This is a genomic window from Agrobacterium sp. 33MFTa1.1, from assembly GCF_004328495.1.
In the GTDB taxonomy this organism is placed as follows: domain Bacteria; phylum Pseudomonadota; class Alphaproteobacteria; order Rhizobiales; family Rhizobiaceae; genus Agrobacterium; species Agrobacterium pusense.
This window is the reverse complement of record NZ_CP036358.1, coordinates 2,646,341-2,666,597: the sequence shown is the minus strand read 5'-3', so window position 1 is coordinate 2,666,597 and position 20,257 is coordinate 2,646,341. Positions and strand designations below refer to the sequence as shown.

At 58.7% G+C, this 20,257-nt stretch carries 17 protein-coding genes and 1 pseudogene; 8 read left to right on the top strand and 10 right to left on the bottom strand.

The features are described 5' to 3' along the window. Positions 1-78: 78 nt before the first annotated feature. Positions 79-960, bottom strand: coding sequence for a LysR family transcriptional regulator (locus EYD00_RS13255; RefSeq protein ID WP_004439288.1), 882 nt, complete (start codon positions 958-960; stop codon positions 79-81). A 105-nt stretch (positions 961-1,065) separates the two neighbouring features. Between EYD00_RS13255 and EYD00_RS13250 the strand changes: the two genes are divergently transcribed. Further along, positions 1,066-2,562, top strand: a complete 1,497-nt coding sequence (locus EYD00_RS13250) for a CoA-acylating methylmalonate-semialdehyde dehydrogenase (protein WP_004439286.1) — start codon at positions 1,066-1,068, stop codon at positions 2,560-2,562. An 88-nt stretch (positions 2,563-2,650) separates the two neighbouring features. Here EYD00_RS13250 and EYD00_RS13245 read toward each other — a convergent pair whose 3' ends face one another. Continuing rightward, the gene (locus EYD00_RS13245; RefSeq protein ID WP_004439285.1) at positions 2,651-3,700 is read right to left on the bottom strand and encodes a Fe(3+) ABC transporter substrate-binding protein; all 1,050 of its coding nucleotides are present in this window, start codon (positions 3,698-3,700) and stop codon (positions 2,651-2,653) included. A gap of 173 nt (positions 3,701-3,873) precedes the next feature. Between EYD00_RS13245 and rirA the strand changes: the two genes are divergently transcribed. After that, positions 3,874-4,344 carry an iron-responsive transcriptional regulator RirA gene (gene rirA / locus EYD00_RS13240; RefSeq protein ID WP_004439283.1) on the top strand — a complete coding sequence of 157 codons (471 nt, stop codon included), beginning with the start codon at positions 3,874-3,876 and terminating at the stop codon, positions 4,342-4,344. Positions 4,345-4,367: 23 nt separating this feature from the next. On the opposite strand, the gene EYD00_RS25915 is transcribed toward rirA, so the two are convergent. Beyond that, positions 4,368-4,523, bottom strand: coding sequence for a hypothetical protein (locus EYD00_RS25915; RefSeq protein ID WP_156779248.1), 156 nt, complete (start codon positions 4,521-4,523; stop codon positions 4,368-4,370). On the opposite strand from EYD00_RS25915, the gene EYD00_RS13235 reads away from it, so the two are divergent. The 6 genes and pseudogenes from EYD00_RS13235 (at position 4,516) to EYD00_RS13210 (ending at position 10,113) form a co-directional block, all read left to right on the top strand. Continuing rightward, entirely contained in the window at positions 4,516-5,562 is a 1,047-nt protein-coding gene (locus tag EYD00_RS13235) for an AbrB family transcriptional regulator (RefSeq protein ID WP_004439282.1), read from the top strand. The genes EYD00_RS25915 and EYD00_RS13235 overlap by 8 nt on opposite strands. Positions 5,563-5,685: 123 nt before the next feature. After that, on the top strand, positions 5,686-6,597 hold the full coding sequence (gene osmF / locus EYD00_RS13230; protein WP_004439280.1) for a glycine betaine ABC transporter substrate-binding protein OsmF: 912 nt from the start codon (positions 5,686-5,688) through the stop codon (positions 6,595-6,597). A gap of 81 nt (positions 6,598-6,678) precedes the next feature. Next, a complete protein-coding gene (locus EYD00_RS13225; protein ID WP_004439278.1) occupies positions 6,679-7,845 on the top strand; it encodes an ABC transporter permease in 1,167 nt (388 codons plus the stop codon). Positions 7,846-7,922: 77 nt separating this feature from the next. Further along, positions 7,923-8,780: pseudogene (locus EYD00_RS13220) on the top strand (ABC transporter ATP-binding protein); the annotation flags it as partial. Next, complete coding sequence (locus EYD00_RS13215; protein WP_004439276.1) at positions 8,777-9,517, top strand: ABC transporter permease; 741 nt, start codon at positions 8,777-8,779, stop codon at positions 9,515-9,517. The pseudogene EYD00_RS13220 and the gene EYD00_RS13215, both read left to right, overlap by 4 nt. Before the next feature lie 107 nt (positions 9,518-9,624). After that, positions 9,625-10,113, top strand: a complete 489-nt coding sequence (locus EYD00_RS13210) for a gluconokinase (protein WP_034496349.1) — start codon at positions 9,625-9,627, stop codon at positions 10,111-10,113. Here the strand turns inward: EYD00_RS13210 and EYD00_RS13205 are convergent. The 7 genes from EYD00_RS13205 to EYD00_RS13175 all read right to left on the bottom strand — a co-directional run bounded on the left by EYD00_RS13205 (position 10,110) and on the right by EYD00_RS13175 (position 20,167). Beyond that, positions 10,110-11,411: an NAD(P)/FAD-dependent oxidoreductase gene (locus EYD00_RS13205; RefSeq protein WP_004439274.1), complete on the bottom strand. Its 1,302-nt coding sequence runs from the start codon at positions 11,409-11,411 to the stop codon at positions 10,110-10,112. The genes EYD00_RS13210 and EYD00_RS13205 overlap by 4 nt on opposite strands. A 1-nt stretch (position 11,412) precedes the next feature. Then, entirely contained in the window at positions 11,413-12,774 is a 1,362-nt protein-coding gene (locus tag EYD00_RS13200; RefSeq protein WP_004439273.1) for a glutamine synthetase family protein, read from the bottom strand. A gap of 172 nt (positions 12,775-12,946) precedes the next feature. Then, on the bottom strand, positions 12,947-14,194 hold the full coding sequence (locus EYD00_RS13195; protein ID WP_004439272.1) for an NAD(P)/FAD-dependent oxidoreductase: 1,248 nt from the start codon (positions 14,192-14,194) through the stop codon (positions 12,947-12,949). Between the two features lie 100 nt (positions 14,195-14,294). Then, positions 14,295-15,935: an ABC transporter ATP-binding protein gene (locus tag EYD00_RS13190; protein ID WP_004439270.1), complete on the bottom strand. Its 1,641-nt coding sequence runs from the start codon at positions 15,933-15,935 to the stop codon at positions 14,295-14,297. A gap of 5 nt (positions 15,936-15,940) precedes the next feature. Then, positions 15,941-17,086 carry an ABC transporter permease gene (locus EYD00_RS13185; RefSeq protein ID WP_004439269.1) on the bottom strand — a complete coding sequence of 382 codons (1,146 nt, stop codon included), beginning with the start codon at positions 17,084-17,086 and terminating at the stop codon, positions 15,941-15,943. Then, entirely contained in the window at positions 17,086-18,180 is a 1,095-nt protein-coding gene (locus tag EYD00_RS13180; RefSeq protein ID WP_004439268.1) for a microcin C ABC transporter permease YejB, read from the bottom strand. Before EYD00_RS13180 ends, EYD00_RS13185 begins: the two co-directional genes overlap by 1 nt. A 142-nt stretch (positions 18,181-18,322) precedes the next feature. Beyond that, entirely contained in the window at positions 18,323-20,167 is a 1,845-nt protein-coding gene (locus EYD00_RS13175; protein ID WP_004439267.1) for an extracellular solute-binding protein, read from the bottom strand. Positions 20,168-20,257: the final 90 nt, after the last annotated feature.

The following is a 20,257-nucleotide window of genomic DNA, read 5'->3' as shown; positions in this document are numbered from 1 at the left end:
CAACCAGCCGTCCTTTGTCAAGTCCAGAACGGACGGGTTTGCACAATTAATAGTACTATTACGCCGGGGCTTCGGATATCAGGTGAAGATGCGTCGTTCTTCGGCCACGAGTTCCTGGAGAAAATTGACCACTGTGCGGACACGGACCAACTGGCGAGCGGATTCGTGATAAGCCGTCCAATAGGACCGGCTGATGGTGAGATGCGGGATGATCCGTATAAGTTCGGGATATTGGCCCGCGATGTAATTGTGCAGGATGCCGATTCCCGCACCGGATCGTACTGCCTCCGTCTGGCCGGTAGCGCTTGAGATTTCAAAGGCGGCGTCCCAGTCACGCATGATTTCGCCGGTGAAGTTCAGCGAAGGCGAAAAGATCAGGTCCTCCACGTAACCGATCCGCCGGTGGCGTTTCAGTGCCTCGACATCATCAGGCGTTCCGTAGTCAGCCAGATAATTCGCCGAGGCATAGAGGCCGAGTGAATAATCGGTGAGCTTGGAAAACATCAGCCTGCCCTGTTCCGGCCTTTCGATAGTGATGGCGATATCAGCCTCACGTTGCGACAGCGAAAAGGAACGCGGCACCGGAACGAGCTGGATTTTCAGATCGGGATAACGCGCCGTCAGTCTGCCAAGCCTTGGCGCGAGGAAGGATACGCCGAGGCCGTCCGGCGCGCCGATGCGCACCGTTCCCGCAACCGCCGTATCGACGCGACCGAGATTGGCCTGGGCATTCAGCATTTCAGTTTCCATGCGCTCCGCACTCGCAAGAAGCCGCTGACCCTCCTCCGTCAGTTCGCAGCCATTGGTGCTGCGCAGGAAGAGCTGGGTGCCGATGGCGGCTTCCAGCGCGGAAACCCGGCGGCTGAGAGTGGCATGGTTCACACCGAGCTTTCTGGCCGCGGAAAGAAACTGGCCGCTTCGCGCCACGCTCAGGAACAAACGTACATCATCCCAGTTCATGCCACGTTCCTTGTGTCTATTTTTGCACAATTGATGCTTATTTCAGGCGATTGATTTGTGCAAATCGAAAGGCAATGCTGCGCCATCACATTCTGGAGGAACACCATGAAGGAAATCGGTCATTTCATTAATGGCAAACATGTGCCGGGCACCAGCGGCCGCACATCGAATGTCTACAATCCGGCCACGGGCGAAGTTCAGGCTACGGTCGCGCTTGCCAGCGACGCCGAACTGCGCGCGGCTGTCGAAAGCGCCAAGGCGGCACAGCCGAAATGGGCTGCGACCAATCCGCAGCGTCGTGCCCGCGTTTTCTTCAAGTTCGTCGAACTTCTGAACCGAGACATGAACGAGTTGGCGGTGCTGCTCTCCAGCGAGCACGGCAAGACCGTCGAAGATTCCAAGGGCGATATCGTCCGCGGGCTTGAAGTCTGCGAATTCGTCTGCGGCATTCCGCATCTGCAGAAGGGTGAGTTCACCGAAGGCGCGGGCCCGGCCATCGACATGTATTCGATCCGCCAGCCGGTCGGCATCGGCGCAGGCATCACCCCGTTCAACTTCCCCGGCATGATCCCGATGTGGATGTTCGCCCCGGCGATCGCCTGCGGCAACGCCTTCATCCTCAAGCCTTCCGAGCGCGACCCGTCGCTGCCGATCCGCCTCGCGGAACTGATGATCGAAGCCGGTCTTCCGGCCGGCATCCTGAACGTCGTCAACGGCGACAAGGGTGCCGTCGACGCCATCCTCACCGATCCCGATATCGGCGCGGTTTCCTTCGTCGGCTCGACGCCGATCGCCCGTTACGTCTATGGCACCGCTGCCATGAACGGCAAGCGCGCGCAGTGCTTCGGCGGCGCGAAGAACCACATGATCATCATGCCGGACGCCGATCTCGATCAGGCCGTGAACGCGCTGATGGGCGCCGGTTACGGTTCGGCCGGCGAGCGCTGCATGGCTGTTTCCGTTGCAGTTCCTGTCGGCGAAGAGACGGCAAACCGTCTCGTTGAAAAGCTCATTCCGCAGATCGAGGCACTGAAGATCGGTCCTTACACCGACGACAAGGCCGATATGGGCCCGCTCGTCACCAAGGAAGCCCAGACGCGCGTCAAGGGCCTGATCGACAGCGGCGTGGAACAGGGCGCGAAGCTTCTGGTCGACGGCCGCGACTTCAAGCTGCAGGGCTATGAAGACGGCTATTTTGTCGGCGGCTGCCTGTTCGACCACGTCACCCCTGACATGGACATCTACAAGACGGAAATCTTCGGACCGGTTCTGTCGGTCGTTCGTGCCAAGAACTACGAAGAGGCGCTGGAACTGCCGATGAAGCATGAATATGGCAACGGCGTCGCCATCTTCACCCGCGACGGCGATGCAGCCCGCGATTTCGCAAGCCGCGTCAATATCGGCATGATCGGCATCAACGTTCCGATCCCGGTTCCGCTCGCCTACCATTCCTTCGGCGGCTGGAAGGCTTCGAGCTTCGGCGACCTCAACCAGCACGGCACGGATTCGATCAAGTTCTGGACGAAGACCAAGACCATCACCTCGCGCTGGCCGTCTGGCATCAAGTCGGGTGCCGAATTCGTCATGCCGACGATGAAATAAGCCGCAAGCAGGCATACAAAAAAGCCCCGCTGTTTTGCAGCGGGGCTTTTTTGACTGGAATTCATCGTGCTGGAAGCAGGGCCCGAGATCAGTTGGTCGGGCCGTCATTAAAGCCCACTTCGTCCACCAGTTCGGATGCCTGCTTGCGATGGGCGGCGATGTCCGTCAGCGGCAACCTGTCCGGATTGATGGGGCCGAAGCCCTTGACCACATCCGACGGCTCGGCGCCGGGCAGCACCGGATATTCGAAGACCTGCCTGGCGTAGATTTCCTGTGCCTCGCGCGATGCCAGGAATTCCATGAGTTTCAGGGCATTGTCCTTGTTGGGGGCGTATTTCGTCAGGGCCATGCCGGAAATATTCACATGGGTGCCGCGGTCGCCCGCATTGGGAAAAATGACGCGCACGGAACCCGCCCATTCCTTTTCTTCCGGCTCGCGGTCATTTGTCAGCATCAGGCCGACATAATAGGTGTTGCCAAGGGCAATATCACACTCCCCGGAAAAGATTGATTTCGCCTGGCTGCGGTCGGTTCCATCAGGTTTGCGGGCAAGGTTGTTCTTCAGGCCGGTAAGCCAGGTGCGGGTATAATCGACACCATGATGTGCAATCATTGAGGCGATCAGCGCAATATTATAGGAATGCTGGCCGTCGCGAATGCAGATCCTGCCCTTCCATTTCCGATCCGCCAGTTCCTCATAGGTGATATCCTTCTGGCTCACCCGCTCCTTCGAGGCATAGACAACCCGGCCGCGTGTCGTCAGGCCGAACCATTCGCCCTCGGGATCACGCAGATTGGCGGGGATATCCTTTTCGATGACGGGATCGTTGAGAACAGGCTGCGTGACACCGCCCTCCTTGGCCTCGACCAGCCGGGCGATATCGACCGTCAACAGCACATCGGCCGGCGAATTGACGCCTTCTGCCTGGATGCGTTCCACCAGTCCCTTGTCGAGAAAAAGAACATTCGTCTCTATTCCCGTTTCCTTGGTAAAGGCGTCGAGCAGCGGCTGGATCAATTCAGGCTGGCGATAGGAATAGACATTAACCTCTCCCTCTGCCCAGGCTTTGGGTGCGCAGGAAAGGATCATCATCCCTGAAAAAACGGCAGCGGAAAAATATGATTTCAAGCTTGCCATTGTGAATGCCTCCATTACATTCCGATTCTTGACTTGTTTGTTCATGAATCATGAAGGCGGTCAACAAGGCTGTTTGAGAAATCTCGGATGGATGCCAGTTTTTTCGGTTTCTGGAATTGTTCTAAACTGAAAAAGAGACTATATAACTCCACATTGAGAGTTAGGAGACCAGCATGCGCTTGACCAAACAGACCAACTATGCCGTGCGCATGTTGATGTACTGCGCCGCAAATGAAGGCCATCTGAGCCGCATTCCGGAGATTGCCAAGGCCTATGGCGTTTCCGAGCTGTTCCTGTTCAAGATCCTCCAGCCGCTCAACAAGGCCGGCCTGGTGGAAACAGTTCGCGGCCGCAATGGCGGCGTGCGGCTTGGCAAGCCTGCCGAAAAGATCAGCCTGTTCGATGTGGTCAGGGTCACCGAAGACAGCTTCGCCATGGCGGAATGTTTCGAGGACGGCGCCGTCGAATGTCCTCTTGTTGACAGCTGCGGCCTGAATTCGGCACTGCGCAAGGCGCTCAACGCCTTCTTCGACGTACTGGCCGAATATTCGATCGACGATCTCGTCAAGGCTCGGCCGCAGATCAACTTTCTGCTTGGCCTCGACACCACGATGCCGAAGGTCGCTGCCCTTCCGGCTGCATGATCGTCTTATTGCTTCTCTGGCGATTACACCATAGCCCGTGCCCATGAGGTCACGGGCTTTTCTTTAAGGAAGCCGCGCGAGACAGAATATTTTTGATCCCGCGTGTTGACCTCGCGAACGGAAGCGGCGCATTTGGTCGCGAGCTTTTTCAAGCAACCAATCAGCGTCGCAATGATCATCAAGCCTGAATTCCATACATTTGCGCTTACCGCGCTCATCGGCAGCATAGGTGCGCTGCTCGCCAGCCTCATCGATATCCCGGCACCCTTTCTATCCGGCCCGGCACTTGCGGTGACGATCTCTGGACTGGCAGGCCTCAGGCTTGGCATTCCCGCCTTCATCCGCAATGCCTGTTTCGTCGTTGTCGGCATTTCGATGGGAACGAGCGTGACGCCCTCCGTGATAGACGCTGCGAAGACCTGGCCGGTGAGCTTTGTCGTCGTCCTCGTCGCTGTCGTCATCATGCTCTATGTCGCTTACTGGATACTGCATTACGGCTTCGGTTACGACAGGACCACGGCAATGCTCGGCGCTTCCCCCGGCCACCTCAGCTATATCATCAGCCTCGGGGCCGAGACGAAAAGCGACCTCGCAACCGTCAGCATCGTGCAAAGCGTCAGGGTACTTGCGCTCACTCTTTCCGTACCGCTGATCGTGGAATATTTCGATCTTGTCAGCACCGAACCGCTCCTCACCAAACCGCCGATGGATCTCCTCACCTTGGGACTGACCATCGTCGCTTCCCTGATGACCGGCTGGCTTTTCCTGCGCTGGAAGTTTCCTGCTGCCCTGCTGCTCGGCGGCGTCGCGATCTCCATTGGCACGCATATTACCGGCCTCACTGAAGGCGGCGTCCCGACCTGGCTCAGCCTTCCAGTGTATGTGCTGATCGGCTGCCTGATCGGGACACGGTTTTCGAATGTCTCGCTGATGGAGGTGCGCAAGGGCTTTGTAGCGGGCTTTGTCGTCACCATCGCCGTCATGGTGATCGCCGGCAGTATTGCCTGGATGATTTCCCACGTGACCGGCGTTCCGCTCAATGCGGTAATGATCGCCTATTCACCGGGTGGCCTCGAAACGATGGCTGCGATGGCGGTCATGATGCACGCAGATACCGCCTATGTCGGCTCGCATCACGTCATCAGGCTTCTGTTCCTGTCGGTTCTTATGCCGCTCGTCATGGGAAAGGATGCCCGAAAACGAGACGGCGAACCCTGACATCTGCCGGAAAAATGCTGGCAGCATTGCAACCTTTTTCTCTCCGGTACGTTCAGGCTTAGCCGCAATTGCGGGCGGCGACCTTTCGCCTGTTCGGCAGGCTGACCCATCGGAGGACCATTCATGAACCGCTTGATGACGTTGACGGGCGCCGGACTTGCGCTTGCCTTTTCTGTTTCGATCGCTCAGGCGCAAGTGGTCGTGTCGTCGAAAATCGACACGGAGGGTGGCGTTCTCGGCAACATCATTCTCGCCGTTCTCAGCAAGAACAATATCGAGACGACGGATCGCATTCAGCTCGGCGCAACGCCAGTCGTCAGAAAGGCGATTACCGCGGGCGAGATCGACATCTACCCCGAATATACCGGCAACGCCGCCTTCTTTTTCTCCAAGGCGGATGACCCTCTCTGGAAGGACGCCGCCAAGGCCTACCAGGAAGCAAAGACGCTCGACTATGACGCCAACAAGATCGTCTGGCTGACCCCCTCCTCGGCCAACAATACCTGGGCAATCGCGCTGCGAAAGGATGTTGCGGACAAAAACAAGCTGAAGACGCTCTCCGATTTCGGCAAATATGTTGCCGACGGCGGTGAAGTGGTTCTTGCCGCTTCTTCCGAGTTCGTCAACTCCGCTGCTGCCCTGCCGGCGTTTCAGACCACTTACGGCTTCACCATGAAGCCGGACCAGTTGATCACGCTGTCCGGCGGCGATACGGCCGCTACCATCGCAGCCGCAGCCAACCAGACCAACAACGCCAATGCCGCCATGGTCTACGGCACGGATGGCGGCATCGCCCCGTCCGGTCTCGTGGTGCTGGAGGACGACAAACACGTGCAGCCTGTCTATCAGCCGGCGCCCATCATTCGCGAAGAAGTCCTGAAAAAGCATCCGAATATCGAGGAACTTTTGAAACCCGTGTTTGAAAAGCTCGATCTGGCGACCCTGCAGGAGCTTAACGCCCGTGTGCAGGTGGGCGGCGAGCAGGCAAAAACCGTCGCGCTCGACTTCCTGACCAAGAACGGCTTCGTCAAGTAATAGTCTGTGGTTCCGGGCGACGGGTCGGGAAAAATTTGTTCTTCCGGCCTTCGCCTGATCGATGAGACAGGGGAGCGGGATTTGACGAAATGGCCTGACAAGGTGGGGGTGGTGATTTCATGCCTGCTTCTCTATGCGCTTCTCGTGGCGCCCTTCATGACATTCCGTGCGAACCGGATCGTTCAGGGTGAGACACGAACGGTTTTCGAAGCCCTCCCGGCTTCGGCTGCCGCCATTATCACCACCGTCGTTCTTCTTGCTGCATTCATCGCGTTCTTTCGCTTTTCCACCCGCCTCAAACTCACGATTGCGCTGGTCGGGCTTGCAGTACTGGCGGTTTTCGTCGGTCAGGCTGCTTCTTTCCTGACACCGGAGGGCAATAGTTTTGCCCGCGTCTCGCCTGCCAGCGGTTTCTGGCTGATTTTTGCCGGGCTTGCTCTGCTCGCTACGGATTGTATAGCCCGTCTCAGGCCCAGGCCCGTCGTTCGGATTTTGCTGTTGCTGCTGGCGATGGCTGCACTTGCGGCCGTGCTGACAAGCGGTCTCTGGAACGATCTCTCGATCATCAGGGAATATACCGGGAGAGCCGACACATTCTGGACCGAGGCACTGCGGCACGTGCAGCTCGCCATCGGCTCGCTCGTTGCGGCGACGCTCGTGGGCATTCCGCTCGGCCTCCTCTGCTACAAGGTGGAGCGGCTGCGGGCGGGCGTGCTGAACACCCTCAACATCGTCCAGACCATACCCTCCATCGCTCTTTTCGGTTTGCTGATCGCGCCGCTTGGATGGATCGCAGCGACGGTGCCGGGCGCGGCAAAGATCGGCATCGCCGGCATAGGCATGGCGCCCGCCTTCGTGGCGCTATTTCTCTATTCGCTGCTACCGGTGGTTTCCAACACGGTGGTTGGCCTTTCCGGCGTTTCGCGAGCAGTCCGGGAGGCGGCGCGCGGACTCGGCATGACTTCCACGCAAAGCCTGCTGCGGGTGGAGTTTCCGCTGGCCATTCCGGTCATCCTCACCGGCATCCGCATCGTGCTGGTGCAGAATATCGGGCTCGCGACGATCGCAGCGCTGATTGGCGGCGGTGGTTTTGGCGTTTTCGTCTTCCAGGGCATCGGGCAGACGGCGATGGACCTCGTGCTGCTGGGTACCGTGCCGACCGTTTTCCTCGGCTTTGCGGCTGCAATCATGCTTGACGCCCTCATCGACAGCAATCTCTTCAGCGCAGGCGGAAGGCAAAAGGCATGATCGAGATCGACACCATCACGAAGCGATATGGCGATACGACCGTTGTGGACCAGGTGTCACTAACGGTCGCGCCGCGCACCGTCACCGTCATCGTCGGCACGTCGGGGTCGGGAAAAACCACCCTGCTGCGCATGATAAACCGGCTGGTGGAGCCAACTTCCGGCGCAATCCGGATAGACGGAAAAGATGCCAGCGCGATACCCGGATTCAGGCTTCGCCGCCAGATAGGCTATGCCATTCAGGGCCATGGCCTGTTTCCGCATCGAACGGTGGCGGAGAATATCGCGACCGTGCCGCAGCTGATCGGCTGGGACCGCAAACGCATCGCTGCGAAGATCGATGCGCTGATGCATCTCTTCCAGCTCGAACCTGCGCTTTATGCCGAGCGTTTCCCGCATGAACTTTCCGGAGGCCAGCAGCAGCGTGTCGGCGTGGCGCGGGCGCTGGCCGCTGAACCGAACATTCTCCTGATGGACGAGCCATTCGGCGCTCTCGATCCGGTTATCCGCGCCAAGGCCCAGAAAGACCTCATCGATATACAGAAGAAGCTGGGCGTCACCATCGTTCTCGTCACGCACGACATGGACGAGGCTTTTCATCTGGCTGATCGTATCGCAGTCATGGACAAGGGACGTATCGTGCAGGACTGTCCGCCGGCAGAACTGGTGCTGAAACCCGCGAATGACTTCGTGCGCACCATGATCGGGGAAAACGAACGCGCGCTGAAACTGCTCTCGGTCCTCTCGGTTGCCGATGTCGTGGAGCCGGGAAGCGCCGAGGGCGAGCCGCTAAGCGAACATACAAGCCAGCGCGACGCGCTTTCGGCCATGTTATGGGCGGGCCGCGATGTCCTGCCAGTGATAAAAGACAGCGGACAGCCCGCGGGCCTGGTGCGGCGTGACGTTCTCCTCCAGCGCGCCGCCGGAAACCGATGAGAAAAGCCGCTTCTTTCTTCGCCCTGGGATTTCTGGTGCTGGCGCTGATGGCGTTTCTTGCCTCGCCCCAGAGCTTCTCGCCCCTGTTCAGCCCCCTTGTGCAAGCCAATGCGCCAGCCATCTACACGCAGGCCAATCTGCTTTCCCTCACCCTTTCGCATCTCGCCACTGTCGCTATCGCAACGGGGTTTGCCACGATGATGGCGGGTGCGCTCGCCATTCTCGTAACCCGACCCTTCGGAAGGGATTTCCTTCCGCTCTCCCGCAGCATCGTCAATATCGGCCAGACCTTTCCCCCTGTGGCGGTTCTGGCGCTCGCGGTGCCGATAATCGGTTTTGGCGAAAAACCCACTCTGATCGCGCTGTTTCTTTATGCCCTGCTGCCCGTCTTCGAAAATACGCTGACCGGACTTACCACCCTTCCGCCAGCAGTGGTGGATGCCGCAAAAGGCAGCGGCATGACCGGCTGGCAACGGCTCGTAAAAGTGGAGCTGCCGCTCGCCCTGCCGGCCATCCTCGCCGGGATCCGACTTTCGGCGGTCATCAGCCTTTCCACCGCCACCATCGGCTCAACGGTTGCCGCAAGGACGCTCGGGGAAGTTATCATCGCCGGCCTGCAATCCAACAATCTCGCTTTCATCCTTCAGGGCGGACTTATCGTTGCGGCACTGGCGATCCTGATCCACACCGGCTTTTCCGCCCTGGAAAGGACCGCGGCCCGCAGAACCGGGCAATGAACAGGACATGCGTCACATTTTATATTCCCGGCGTTCGCCGCACATGGTAGGGGCAAACCGTCGAAACAGAAATTTCAGAGGTTCGGGTGACACAGGCAATCGTCGTGATGGGAGTGAGCGGTTCTGGCAAGTCCACGGTCGCGGAAGGTCTGGCGGAGAAACTGGGCATTGCCTTTATTGAGGGCGATAAACTCCACCCCAAATCCAATGTCGACAAGATGTCAGAGGGTATTCCCCTTACTGATGAAGACCGCTGGCCCTGGCTCGATCTCGTCGGCGCGGAACTTCGCAAAGGCAGCGAAAGCAACGGTGTCGTCGTTTCCTGCTCGGCGCTCAAGAAAATCTATCGCGACCGCCTCCGCCAGGCCACAGGCGGCCCGCTGGCGTTCGTCTATCTGGATGGCAGCCTGGAACTGCTTAGCCGGCGGATGGGCGAGCGCAAGGGCCATTTCATGCCGCTCTCGCTGCTTCAGACCCAGCTTGCCACGCTGGAAGTACCGACGGGAGAGCCCGGCGTCGTGGCTGTCAGCATCGATACGACACCGGAAGAGATCGTTTCGAACGCGCTTTCCGCTTTGAAAACGGTCGTGTTTTAAAGCCCGAGCCTGTCTCTCAGGCCATACCACCAGGCGCCAAGTACGGTCAGCGGAACGCGGAACGTCTTGCCACCCGGGAAGGGATAGTTCGGCAAGGAGCTCCAGATATCAAAACGTTCGGCGTGGCCTGCGACGGCCTCGCCCAATATCTTGCCGAGCAGATGCGTGGTCGTTACCCCGTGACCGCTGTCGCCATGGGAAAAGTAGATATTGTCCGACAGTTTGCCCATGTGCGGAATACGCGTCAGGGTCAAGGCGAAGTTGCCGCTCCAGGCATACTCAATCTTTATCTTTTCCAGCTGCGGGAAGGTCTTCAGCATGTTCGGGCGGATCACGCCTGTCAGGTCGGCCGGATCGCTGCCGCCATAACCGATACCTCCGCCGTAAAGCAGACGGTTGTCCGAGGTGCGACGGTAATAATCGAGAATGTAATTGGCATCTTCGACGCAGTAATTGGCGGGCAGAAGCGCCTCGATCAGATCGGCGTTAAGCGGCTCCGTTGCCATGACCTGGCTCGAGACCGGCATCATCCGTTCGCCAATTTCCGGCAGCAACTTGCCGAGATAAGCATTGCCGCAAACGAGAACATATTTCGCCCTCACGCTGCCCGTTGCCGTCCGCACGACGGGGTTTTCCCCCTGCTCTACCGCAATGACCCGCGAATTTTCGAATATCCGAGCGCCCAGGCTTTCGGCAGCCGCCGCCTCGCCCTGCACGAGATTAAGAGGATGGATATGGCCGCCGAAACGATCGATCATGCCACCGGCGTAACGATCGGTCTTCACGTAGCGGCCGACATCCGCTCCGGAGACCATTTCCAGGCCGCCATGACCATGTTTTTCCCAATGGGCCTTGTGTGCCTCCATTTCGCGAATCTGCTTTGACGTGAAGGCGGCGAAGAAACCGCCGTCGACCAGATCGCAGTCGATGGCATATTTGGTGACGCGGTTGCGGATGATCGTGCCGCCTTCAAGCGACATCTCCCCAAGCTTCACTGCCTTGTCATGCCCGTAGCGGCCGGCGATGGTCTCGAGATCCCGGCTGTAACCGTTGACAATCTGCCCGCCGTTGCGCCCCGATGCGCCGAAGCCCACCCGCACGCCTTCCAGCACAATGACCGCGTAGCCACGTTCACTGAGTTCAAGGGCGGCGGAAATGCCGGTGAAACCGCCGCCGATCACGCAGACATCGGCTTCCAGCGCGCCCTCAAGCGTCGGGCGCACGGTTTTGACATTGGCGGAGGCCGCATACCATGACGATGTGTGGCCGGGATTGGGAATGTTGGTGACCTCAGCCATTTCACACAGTCCTGATATAGGCGTCATATTCGACGTCGGTTACACGCAGGGAGAATTCGGAAAGCTCCTGCTGTTTGCAGGCGGAAAACAGCGTACGGTATTTTTGGCCAAGCGTCGCATAGGCGAAGCTGGACCGCGTGAAGCGTTGCAGCGCATAGTCCCAGTTGGTGGGCAGCGGCTCATGGTTGATCGCGTGACTGTCGCCGGAAATCGCGCCGCCGGGCTGGCGCTTCTCCTTCATGCCGGCGAGCGCGGCGCTCAGTATCATCGCGAGAACCAGATAGGGGTTGGTGTCGGCGCCGGCGACGCGGTGTTCGATACGCGTCGCCGCCTTGCTGGCAACAATGACGCGCACCGCTGCTGAGCGGTTATCGATACCCCAGGAGGCGTAGGTTGGCGCATGTTCGCTCGGTGTGAGACGGCGATAGGAATTGGCATGAGGTGCAAAGATCGCCATGCTCTCTCCCATGTTTTCAAGGAGGCCGCCGACCGAATGCAGCAGCGCATCCGAAGGGCCGTTTTCTCCCGCGTAGATATTCCTGCCATCCCTGTCGAGAACGGAGAAATGCACATGCATGCCATTGCCTGCCTGCAGCCCATAAGGCTTGGCCATGAAGGTGGCGTCGAGGTCATGCCGACGCGCCACTCCTTTAACGATACGCTTCAGAAAAACGGCAAAATCGGCAGCCTGCAACGCGTCAGGCACGTGATTGAGGTTGATCTCATATTGGCCGGGACCATTTTCCCGCAGCGTCGTATCGGCAAGCACGCCCTGCGCGCGGCACGCTGTCGCGATGTCGTGGAAAACATCTTCGAAATCCTGCAACTCTGAAATCGACAGGACCTGCGTCTGGCCCGTATGCCACCGGCCCTCGCGGCTGTGCGGCGGACGCACGGGATCGAGCGCCGAACGAACGGGATCGATCAGGTAAAACTCGAGTTCAGTGGCCACGACAGGGGTCAAACCCGCTTTTTTATATGCATTGAGAACCTGCGCCAGAACATGGCGCGGATCGCCGTAAAAACCGGTTCCATCCGGATTCTTCATGGCGAGCAAAACCTGCGCCGTCGGCCGGCCGAGCCATGTCACCCGCGACAGTGTGCCGGGAACGGGAAAGCAGAAGCCGTCCGGATCACCCGTGCCCTCCGCGAGGCCCGCAGCGTGGACATCACGTCCCCAGATATCCAGCGCATAAACGGAACGGGGAATGGCCATCCCCTTTTCAAGCACGTCGATTGCCCGTTCGCGCGGAATCCATTTGCCGCGCGGCACGCCGTTGGCATCTATGACAAAGGCTTCGAGTATTTCGATATCGGGGTTATCGACGAAAAATTTCTTTGCGTTTTCAATATCATCCATCATGCACCAGCAAGCCGTTTCCATCTCTGATCATGCGCAGCAATCTTCGCTAGCGAAAATCATCCTGCTGCTGATAGATGAGAAACCTCGCCACCATGATGACGTCTGCCCCTTTTCCCCTTTGCATGGGACCATGTTACGTGGCCTGCTACCATAAGGCCAGCGGATTTCGTTCTCAGGGATTGAACCTTCCCGGGCGATACGCGTCAATCGCGATAACAGGCGTTTCGCCCAGCATCGTTTCAGCCAGAACACGACCGGTAATGGGCCCGAGCGTCAGCCCGTGATGGGCGTGGCCGAAGGCAAACCATAAAGTCCGGTGACGTGGCGCCTTGCCGATTATGGGCATCATATCCGGCGTGCAGGGCCGGGCACCCATCCACGGTTCCGCATCCAGCCGGCCGCCAAGAGGAAAGACGGTCCGCGCCACCCGCTCCGCCCGTTCAATCTGCACGGGCGATTTCGGCGCATCGCGTTCGGCAAATTCCGCCCCCGTCGTCAGCCGGATACCTTTTCGCATCGGCGCAAGGAAATATCCCCGCTCTGCATCGATCAGCCAGTTATTGAGCTTAGTGCCTTCCTGCGGCGCGTAATGCATGTGATAACCGCGCTTCACGCCGAGCGGAAAACGGTAGCCCAGTCGCTCGGTGACGGTATCCGCCCAAGGGCCTAGTGCCACGACGGCATGTTCGGCCTCGACTGCGCCGGTTTCGGTGCGCACCGTCCAACCGCTTGCCGTCTGACTGAGGGTGGACGCATCGCCCCTTGACACTCGTCCACCGAGGCTCTCGAACAGCCGGACATAAGCGAGCGTCAGCGCATGCGGATCGAGCACCGACCAGGGATCGTTCCATTTCAGGCCGCCGACGAAATCATGGCTCAGATGCGGTTCGGCAGCGGCAAGTTCCTCAGCGTCGAGTTTCGTATGGGAAATGCCATGGTCTCGCGCCAGACGTTCGGCAAAGGCAAAATCAGCGTCCCGCCGTGCGGCGGTTCGGTAGGCCTCCATCCAGCCATTCTTGACGATCAGGTCACCGGCTTTGGCCTCCTCGATCAGGATGTTGTGCTCGGATACCGAGTGCTCGATCAGCGGTGCATAGGCCCGGGCAATTGCCGCATGGCGCGCGGCTGCGGAATTATACCAGTAGCGGCCCAGAAAAGGCGCGATCTTGGGCAGAGCTGAGAGGTGATAACGGGCATCGATGCTGTTATTCAGGGAATAGCGCAGCAGCAGGGCGAGATCCTGCGGAAAGGCATAGGGCACCACACCTTCTCTCTGGATCAACCCGGCATTGCCGAAAGAGGTTTCCTCACCCGGTCCGCGCCGGTCGACCAGCACCACCGACCTGCCCCTGCGGGCCAGCTGCAAGGCGGTGGAAACCCCAATGATCCCCGCCCCCAAAACGATCACATCCGCTGCCATGGCAATCAATCCGTCTCTGCGTCACATACCCAGCAACATGGGTCGGCATTTTTCGCGAAGCAACAGAAAAATCATTGCCTTAACAGAAACACCACGCGGCCTACTGGCTAATGGCCTTCGTTTTCACGGCCTCGATGTGGAAGGCAGCCGCCAGGAGCGCCCGGGTATAGTCCTGCTGTGGACTGGCGAAGATTTCCGCCGCCGGGCCGCTCTCCACCACCTTGCCGTGACGCATGACGATCAGGTCGTTGGCAAGTGCCTTCACCACCTTCAAGTCGTGGCTGATGAAGAGATAAGCGAGTTCATGCTTTGCCTGGAGATCACGCAAGAGATCGACCACCTGCGCCTGCACACTCATGTCGAGTGCCGATGTCGGCTCGTCCAGCATGACAAAACGGGGTTTAAGCACCATGGCACGGGCAATGGCGATGCGCTGGCGCTGGCCGCCGGAAAATTCATGCGGATATCGCCAGCGGGTGGCCGGATCGAGACCGACCTCTTCCAGCGCGGTGGCGACGCGCGTATCGCGTTCGTCCGCAGACAGCGACCGCTCATGCACCTTCAAACCCTCGGCGACGATCTCACCCACCGACATGCGCGGGCTGAGTGAACCATAGGGGTCCTGAAACACGACCTGCAGCCGGTTCCTGAGCGGCTTCATCATCTCATAGGAATAGTGGTCGATCGACTGGCCGATGAAGCTGATACGTCCTTCAGATGCGATCAACCTGGAGAGCGCGAGACCAAGGGTTGTCTTTCCGGACCCGGATTCCCCGACCACGCCCACCGTCTGGCCGGCACGCAGCGTGATATCGATACCGTCCACCGCCTTCACATGGTCGACAACGCGACGCATCAGCCCCGCCTTGATGGGAAACCAGACCTTGATATCGTCGCCCTGCATGACCACAGGCTTACTGCTGTCGGAAACCGGCGGCTCGCCCTTGGGCTCCGCCGCCAGCAGGTGGCGTGTATAGGCATGCTGCGGATCGTTGAAAACCTGTTCGACGGTTCCGGTTTCTACGATCTTCCCCTTCGTCATGACGCAGACGCGGTCGGCAAATTTACGGACGATGCCGAGGTCATGGGTGATGAATAGCATGGACATGCCGTGTTGCTTTTTCAGATCACCGAGGAGTTCAAGAATCTGGGCCTGAACCGTCACGTCCAACGCCGTCGTCGGCTCGTCTGCAATCAGCAGTTTCGGCCGGTTTGCCAGCGCCATGGCGATCATCACACGCTGCCGCTGGCCACCGGACAATTCGTGCGGATAGGCTTTCAGGCGTTTTTCCGGTTCACGGATACCGACCTGGCGCAGAAGCTCCAGTGTGCGTTCACGCGCCTCGCTCCCCGTGATTGCCTGATGCAGCTCAAGGATCTCTCCGATCTGACGCTCGATGGTGTGGAGCGGATTGAGCGAGGTCATCGGCTCCTGGAAGATCATGGTGATGTCGTTGCCGCGCACCGCACGCAGGGAGCGCTCCGGCAATGTCAGCATGTCCTTACCATCGAACAGGATTTGTCCCGAGGGGTGGCTTGCTGCCGGATAGGGCAGCAGTTTCAAGATGGAATTGGCCGTCACCGACTTGCCAGAGCCGGATTCGCCGACAAGGGCAACGACTTCGCCCAACATCAGATCAAAAGACACGTGATCGACTGCAACACTTGTCGCGCCGCCCTGGTGGAAGGCGACAGAGAGATCACGAACGGAGAGCAGCGGCTGGATATTTGTTTCCGTCATGGCGATCACCGGAACGTCTTGCGTGGATCGAAGGCGTCGCGAACGGCCTCGCCGATGAAAATAAGGAGCGACAGCATGATGGACATCGTGAAGAAGGCTGTGAGACCGAGCCAGGGCGCCTGAAGGTTGTTCTTGCCCTGCGCAATCATCTCGCCCAGCGACGGCGATCCCGGCGGCATGCCGAAACCGAGAAAATCGAGCGAGGTGAGTGTCGTGATCGACCCTGAGAGAATGAAGGGCAGGAAGGTCAGCGTCGCCACCATGGCATTGGGCAGAAGGTGTCTGAACATGATCGTCCAGTTGCCGACGCCAAGTGCGCGGGCGGCACGGACATATTCGAAGTTTCTGGCCCGCAGGAATTCGGCGCGAACAATGCCGACGAAGCCGACCCATGAAAACAGCAGCATGATCCCAAGCAACACGAAGAAGCCGGGCGGCAGAATGGCCGCAATGATGAGCAGGATGTAAAGCACCGGCATGGACGACCAGATTTCGATGAAACGCTGCAAAAGCAGGTCCGTCCAGCCGCCGAAATAGCCCTGAATTGCGCCGGCGGTGACGCCGACAATGGCGGAAGCAATGGTCAGCGTCAGGCCGAACAGCACGGAGATGCGGAAGCCGTAGATCATCCGCGCCGTGACGTCGCGGGCCTGATTGTCGGTGCCGAGCCAGTTCAGATTACCAAGCGTGCAGCCGGGATCGGCATCGCCCTGCGGATAGGCCGAGCAGCGCTCCTTTTTATCCATCAGCCAGAAAGGTGCCGTGGGCGCGGAATGCGGAATATTGGAATTGACCGTCTGGTAGGAGTAGCGGATCGGTGGCCAGATCATCCAGCCATTGGCGTTGATCTCGTCCTGAATGAAAGAGGATTTGTAGTCGGTCTGGGCCAGGAACCCGCCGAATTTCTCCTCCGGATAATCCACCATGACCGGCACCAGCAGCTCGCCCTTGTAGGAGGCGAGGATGGGTTTGTCATTGGCGATGAATTCCGCCATCAGGCTCAGGAAAAACAGGATCAGGAACAGCCAGAATGACCAGTATCCACGGCGGTTTGCCTTGAAATTCTGCCAGCGGCGCTTGGTCGTCGGCGAAAACCACGGGCGCTTGGGATTTACCAGCGTCTCGGTTCCTGCAGGATGAGCGAGCGACATCACACGTCCCTCCGCTCGAAGTCGATACGCGGATCGATCCATGTGTAGATGAGGTCAGAGAGCAGGCCAACGACGAGGCCCATCAGCGAGAAGATGAACAGTGTGCCGAAGACGATCGGGTAATCACGGTTGACGACCGAGAGATAACCGAGGCGGCCGAGACCATCCAGCGAGAAGATATTCTCGATGAGCAGTGAGCCTGTGAAAAAGGCCGAGATGAAAGCACCCGGAAAGCCGGCGATCACGATCAGCATCGCGTTGCGGAAAACATGCCCATAAAGGACCTTGCGCTCGGTGAGACCCTTGGCGCGGGCAGTGATGACATATTGCTTCTTGATCTCGTCGATGAAGGAATTTTTGGTCAAAAGCGTCGTTGTCGCAAAGGCGGAGAGCGACAGAGCGATCAACGGCAGGGTAAGATGCCAGAAATAGTCGATGATCTTCTGCCACCAGTTCAGCTGGTCGAAATTATCAGACACCAGTCCCCGCAGCGGAAACCAGTCGAAAAACGATCCGCCGGCGAAAAGCACGATGAGCAGGATGCCGAACAGGAAACTCGGCACCGCATAACCGATGATGATGATGCCTGAGGTCCAGACATCGAAGGTCGAGCCATCGGAAACGGCCTTCTTGATGCCGAGCGGAATGGAAATCACATAGGATATGATCAGAATCCAGAAACCGAGCGAGGCCGAGACCGGCAGCTTGTCAATGATGAGATCGATGACCGACGAATTGCGGAAGAAGCTGTCGCCGAAGTCGAAGCGAATGTAATTCCACATCATTTCAAGGAACCGGGTGAGCGGCGGTTTGTCAAAACCGAACTGCTTTTCGAGCTTCTTGATCAGCTCCGGATCGAGCCCCTGTGCACCGCGATATTTCGAACCGCTTTCATCGAAGCCGCCTGATTGCCCCATGAGATCGCCGCCGCCCGAGAGCCGGTCGGAGGCGCTGTCGCCCTGACCCGTCAGCTGCGCAACGACCTGTTCCACCGGCCCACCCGGGGCGAACTGGATGACAAGAAACGAAATGCCCATGATGCCGATGATGGTCGGGATCATCAGCGCCAGACGTCTGAGGATATAGGCGCCCATCAGCCTCTTCCCCCAGCCGTTCGGTCAGCGATTTTCGTCTCGGTCAAGCCCGGTCCTTTCCTCAAAGCGGCGTCACGCGCATTTCAAGCGATTCGTCTCGGCCTATGTGAATCAAGCCTTGATCGCGAAAGCAAGGCCGGCGTCATTTTCCGGCCTGGCTGGACCACCAGGCTTCAGGAAAACCGATGCCATATTCGGGCAGGTTTTCCGGGCGGACAATCGTGTTCCAATAGGCGATGAACAGCTCGCCGCGGTAGAATTGCGGAATGACATAGCTGTTGGCGAGCAGCACCCGGTCGAGCGCCCGGGCAGCAGCGACCTGCTCATCGCGATTGGGCGCAAAAATGACTTTGCGCACCAAAGCATCGACGGCCGGGTTCTTGATGCCGGCGAGGTTGTTCGATCCCTGACGATCAGCAGCCGCCGAACCCCAGTAATCGGCTTGCTCGTTACCCGGATTGGCCGACGTCGCCCAGAGCTTGACGATAATGTCGTAATCGAAGCTGCGGGTGCGGTTGGTGAATTGCGAGGCATCGACCGTGCGGATGGTCGCGTTGATTCCGATTTTCTTCAGACTCTGGACATAAGGAAGGATTGTTCGTTCCATGCCGGCGGAATCAATCAGGAATTCCATATCGAGTTGCTGGCCGGTTTTCGCATTGACCATGCGATTGCCGCGCAGTTCATATCCCGCCTCCTTCATCAGCCTGACGGCTTCGCGCAGATTGTCGCGTTGCTTGGCCGGATCGCCCGCCACCGGATTCTTGTATTCCGTCGTGAAGACCTCAGGCGGGACCTGATCCTTGAGCTCCTGAAGCAGTTCCAGTTCGCGACCCGTTGGCAGGCCTGACGAAGCCAGTTCGCTGCCCATGAAGAAGCTGTTGATGCGCTGGAACTGGCCGTAAGCCAGCGTGCGGTTGAGTTCCTCAAAATCGAAGGCATAGTTCAGCGCCTTGCGCAGTTTCGGGTTCTGGAACTTTTCCCGCCGCATGTTCGGCACAAAGGCCTGCATGATGCCGACGGAACGGTAGATGTTCGGCAGCTCCTCCTTTTTGACCCGACCGTCCTTGACGGCGGGAAAATCATAACCCGTGACCCAGCGGCTGGAGGAAGCCTCCCGCGCGAAATCGATCGTGCCCGATTTAAACGCCTGGAATTCCACGTCCTGATCGGCAAAAAAGGTGTAGGCGATGGCTTTAAAGTTGTTCATCCCGACATTTACGTTAACGTCCTTGCCCCAATAATCGTCACGGCGTTCATAAGTGATGGTCGATCCGGGGGCGACGGCAGCGATCTTGTAGGGGCCGGAACCCATCACAGGCTCCAGCGTGCCGCGCGATATGTCACGCGGTTTGCCGTCCGGGCCGGTGCCCTCCCACCAGTGCTTGGGAACGATTAGCAATTGACCGACGATCTGCGGCAGCTCGCGATTGTTCTTTTCATCGAAGGTGAAGGTGATGTCCCTGTCACCGCTCACCTCCGCCTTGGTGACGTGGGTGTAATAGGTCGCAAGCTGCGGGCTCAGGTCCTTGGCTTTTTCGAAGCTGAACACGACATCCTCAGGCGTCACAGGCTTACCATCCGCCCACTTGGCCTCCTGACGCAGGCGGAACGTCGCTTTGGAGATATCCTCGGGATAGCTGACGCCTTCCGCCAGCAAACCATAGGAGGCCGAGAGTTCCTCTTCCGTTGACTTCATCAGCGTATCGAAGACGAGCGAAAGGCCCGTCGCGGCCTCGCCCTTCGCCAGCAGCGGGTTCAGCGTATCGAAGGTGCCCGATGTGGAGAGGCGCAACGTGCCGCCTTTTGGTGCATTGGTGTTTACATAATCGAAATGGTCAAATCCATCGGGATGCTTCAGCTCCCCGACCGTCGAAATCCCCTTTCGCCAGACATCGACCGACTGGGCGGAAGCCGCCGCCGGCATCAGGAGGGCGGACGCCATAAGGGCGATAAGAAGTCGGGATTTCAGTGGTGCCAATATCATCGGGTCAATGTCCCTGTTTTTGTGCCTGTTGCGGAGAGCATAAAAGAAACATTGGCAAAAAACAGATGCGCTGTCTCACAAGCTCTTTAT

What these genes read in the sequence shown, in the direction of transcription:
- EYD00_RS13255 (WP_004439288.1), bottom strand. Translation starts at nt 960, where the DNA reads ATGAACTGGGATGATGTACGTTTGTTCCTGAGCGTGGCGCGAAGCGGC.
- EYD00_RS13250 (WP_004439286.1), top strand. Translation starts at nt 1,066, where the DNA reads ATGAAGGAAATCGGTCATTTCATTAATGGCAAACATGTGCCGGGCACC.
- EYD00_RS13245 (WP_004439285.1), bottom strand. Translation starts at nt 3,700, where the DNA reads ATGGCAAGCTTGAAATCATATTTTTCCGCTGCCGTTTTTTCAGGGATG.
- rirA (WP_004439283.1), top strand. Translation starts at nt 3,874, where the DNA reads ATGCGCTTGACCAAACAGACCAACTATGCCGTGCGCATGTTGATGTAC.
- EYD00_RS13235 (WP_004439282.1), top strand. Translation starts at nt 4,516, where the DNA reads ATGATCATCAAGCCTGAATTCCATACATTTGCGCTTACCGCGCTCATC.
- EYD00_RS25915 (WP_156779248.1), bottom strand. Translation starts at nt 4,523, where the DNA reads ATGATCATTGCGACGCTGATTGGTTGCTTGAAAAAGCTCGCGACCAAA.
- osmF (WP_004439280.1), top strand. Translation starts at nt 5,686, where the DNA reads ATGAACCGCTTGATGACGTTGACGGGCGCCGGACTTGCGCTTGCCTTT.
- EYD00_RS13215 (WP_004439276.1), top strand. Translation starts at nt 8,777, where the DNA reads ATGAGAAAAGCCGCTTCTTTCTTCGCCCTGGGATTTCTGGTGCTGGCG.
- EYD00_RS13210 (WP_034496349.1), top strand. Translation starts at nt 9,625, where the DNA reads ATGGGAGTGAGCGGTTCTGGCAAGTCCACGGTCGCGGAAGGTCTGGCG.
- EYD00_RS13205 (WP_004439274.1), bottom strand. Translation starts at nt 11,411, where the DNA reads ATGGCTGAGGTCACCAACATTCCCAATCCCGGCCACACATCGTCATGG.
- EYD00_RS13200 (WP_004439273.1), bottom strand. Translation starts at nt 12,774, where the DNA reads ATGATGGATGATATTGAAAACGCAAAGAAATTTTTCGTCGATAACCCC.
- EYD00_RS13195 (WP_004439272.1), bottom strand. Translation starts at nt 14,194, where the DNA reads ATGGCAGCGGATGTGATCGTTTTGGGGGCGGGGATCATTGGGGTTTCC.
- EYD00_RS13190 (WP_004439270.1), bottom strand. Translation starts at nt 15,935, where the DNA reads ATGACGGAAACAAATATCCAGCCGCTGCTCTCCGTTCGTGATCTCTCT.
- EYD00_RS13185 (WP_004439269.1), bottom strand. Translation starts at nt 17,086, where the DNA reads ATGTCGCTCGCTCATCCTGCAGGAACCGAGACGCTGGTAAATCCCAAG.
- EYD00_RS13180 (WP_004439268.1), bottom strand. Translation starts at nt 18,180, where the DNA reads ATGGGCGCCTATATCCTCAGACGTCTGGCGCTGATGATCCCGACCATC.
- EYD00_RS13175 (WP_004439267.1), bottom strand. Translation starts at nt 20,167, where the DNA reads ATGATATTGGCACCACTGAAATCCCGACTTCTTATCGCCCTTATGGCG.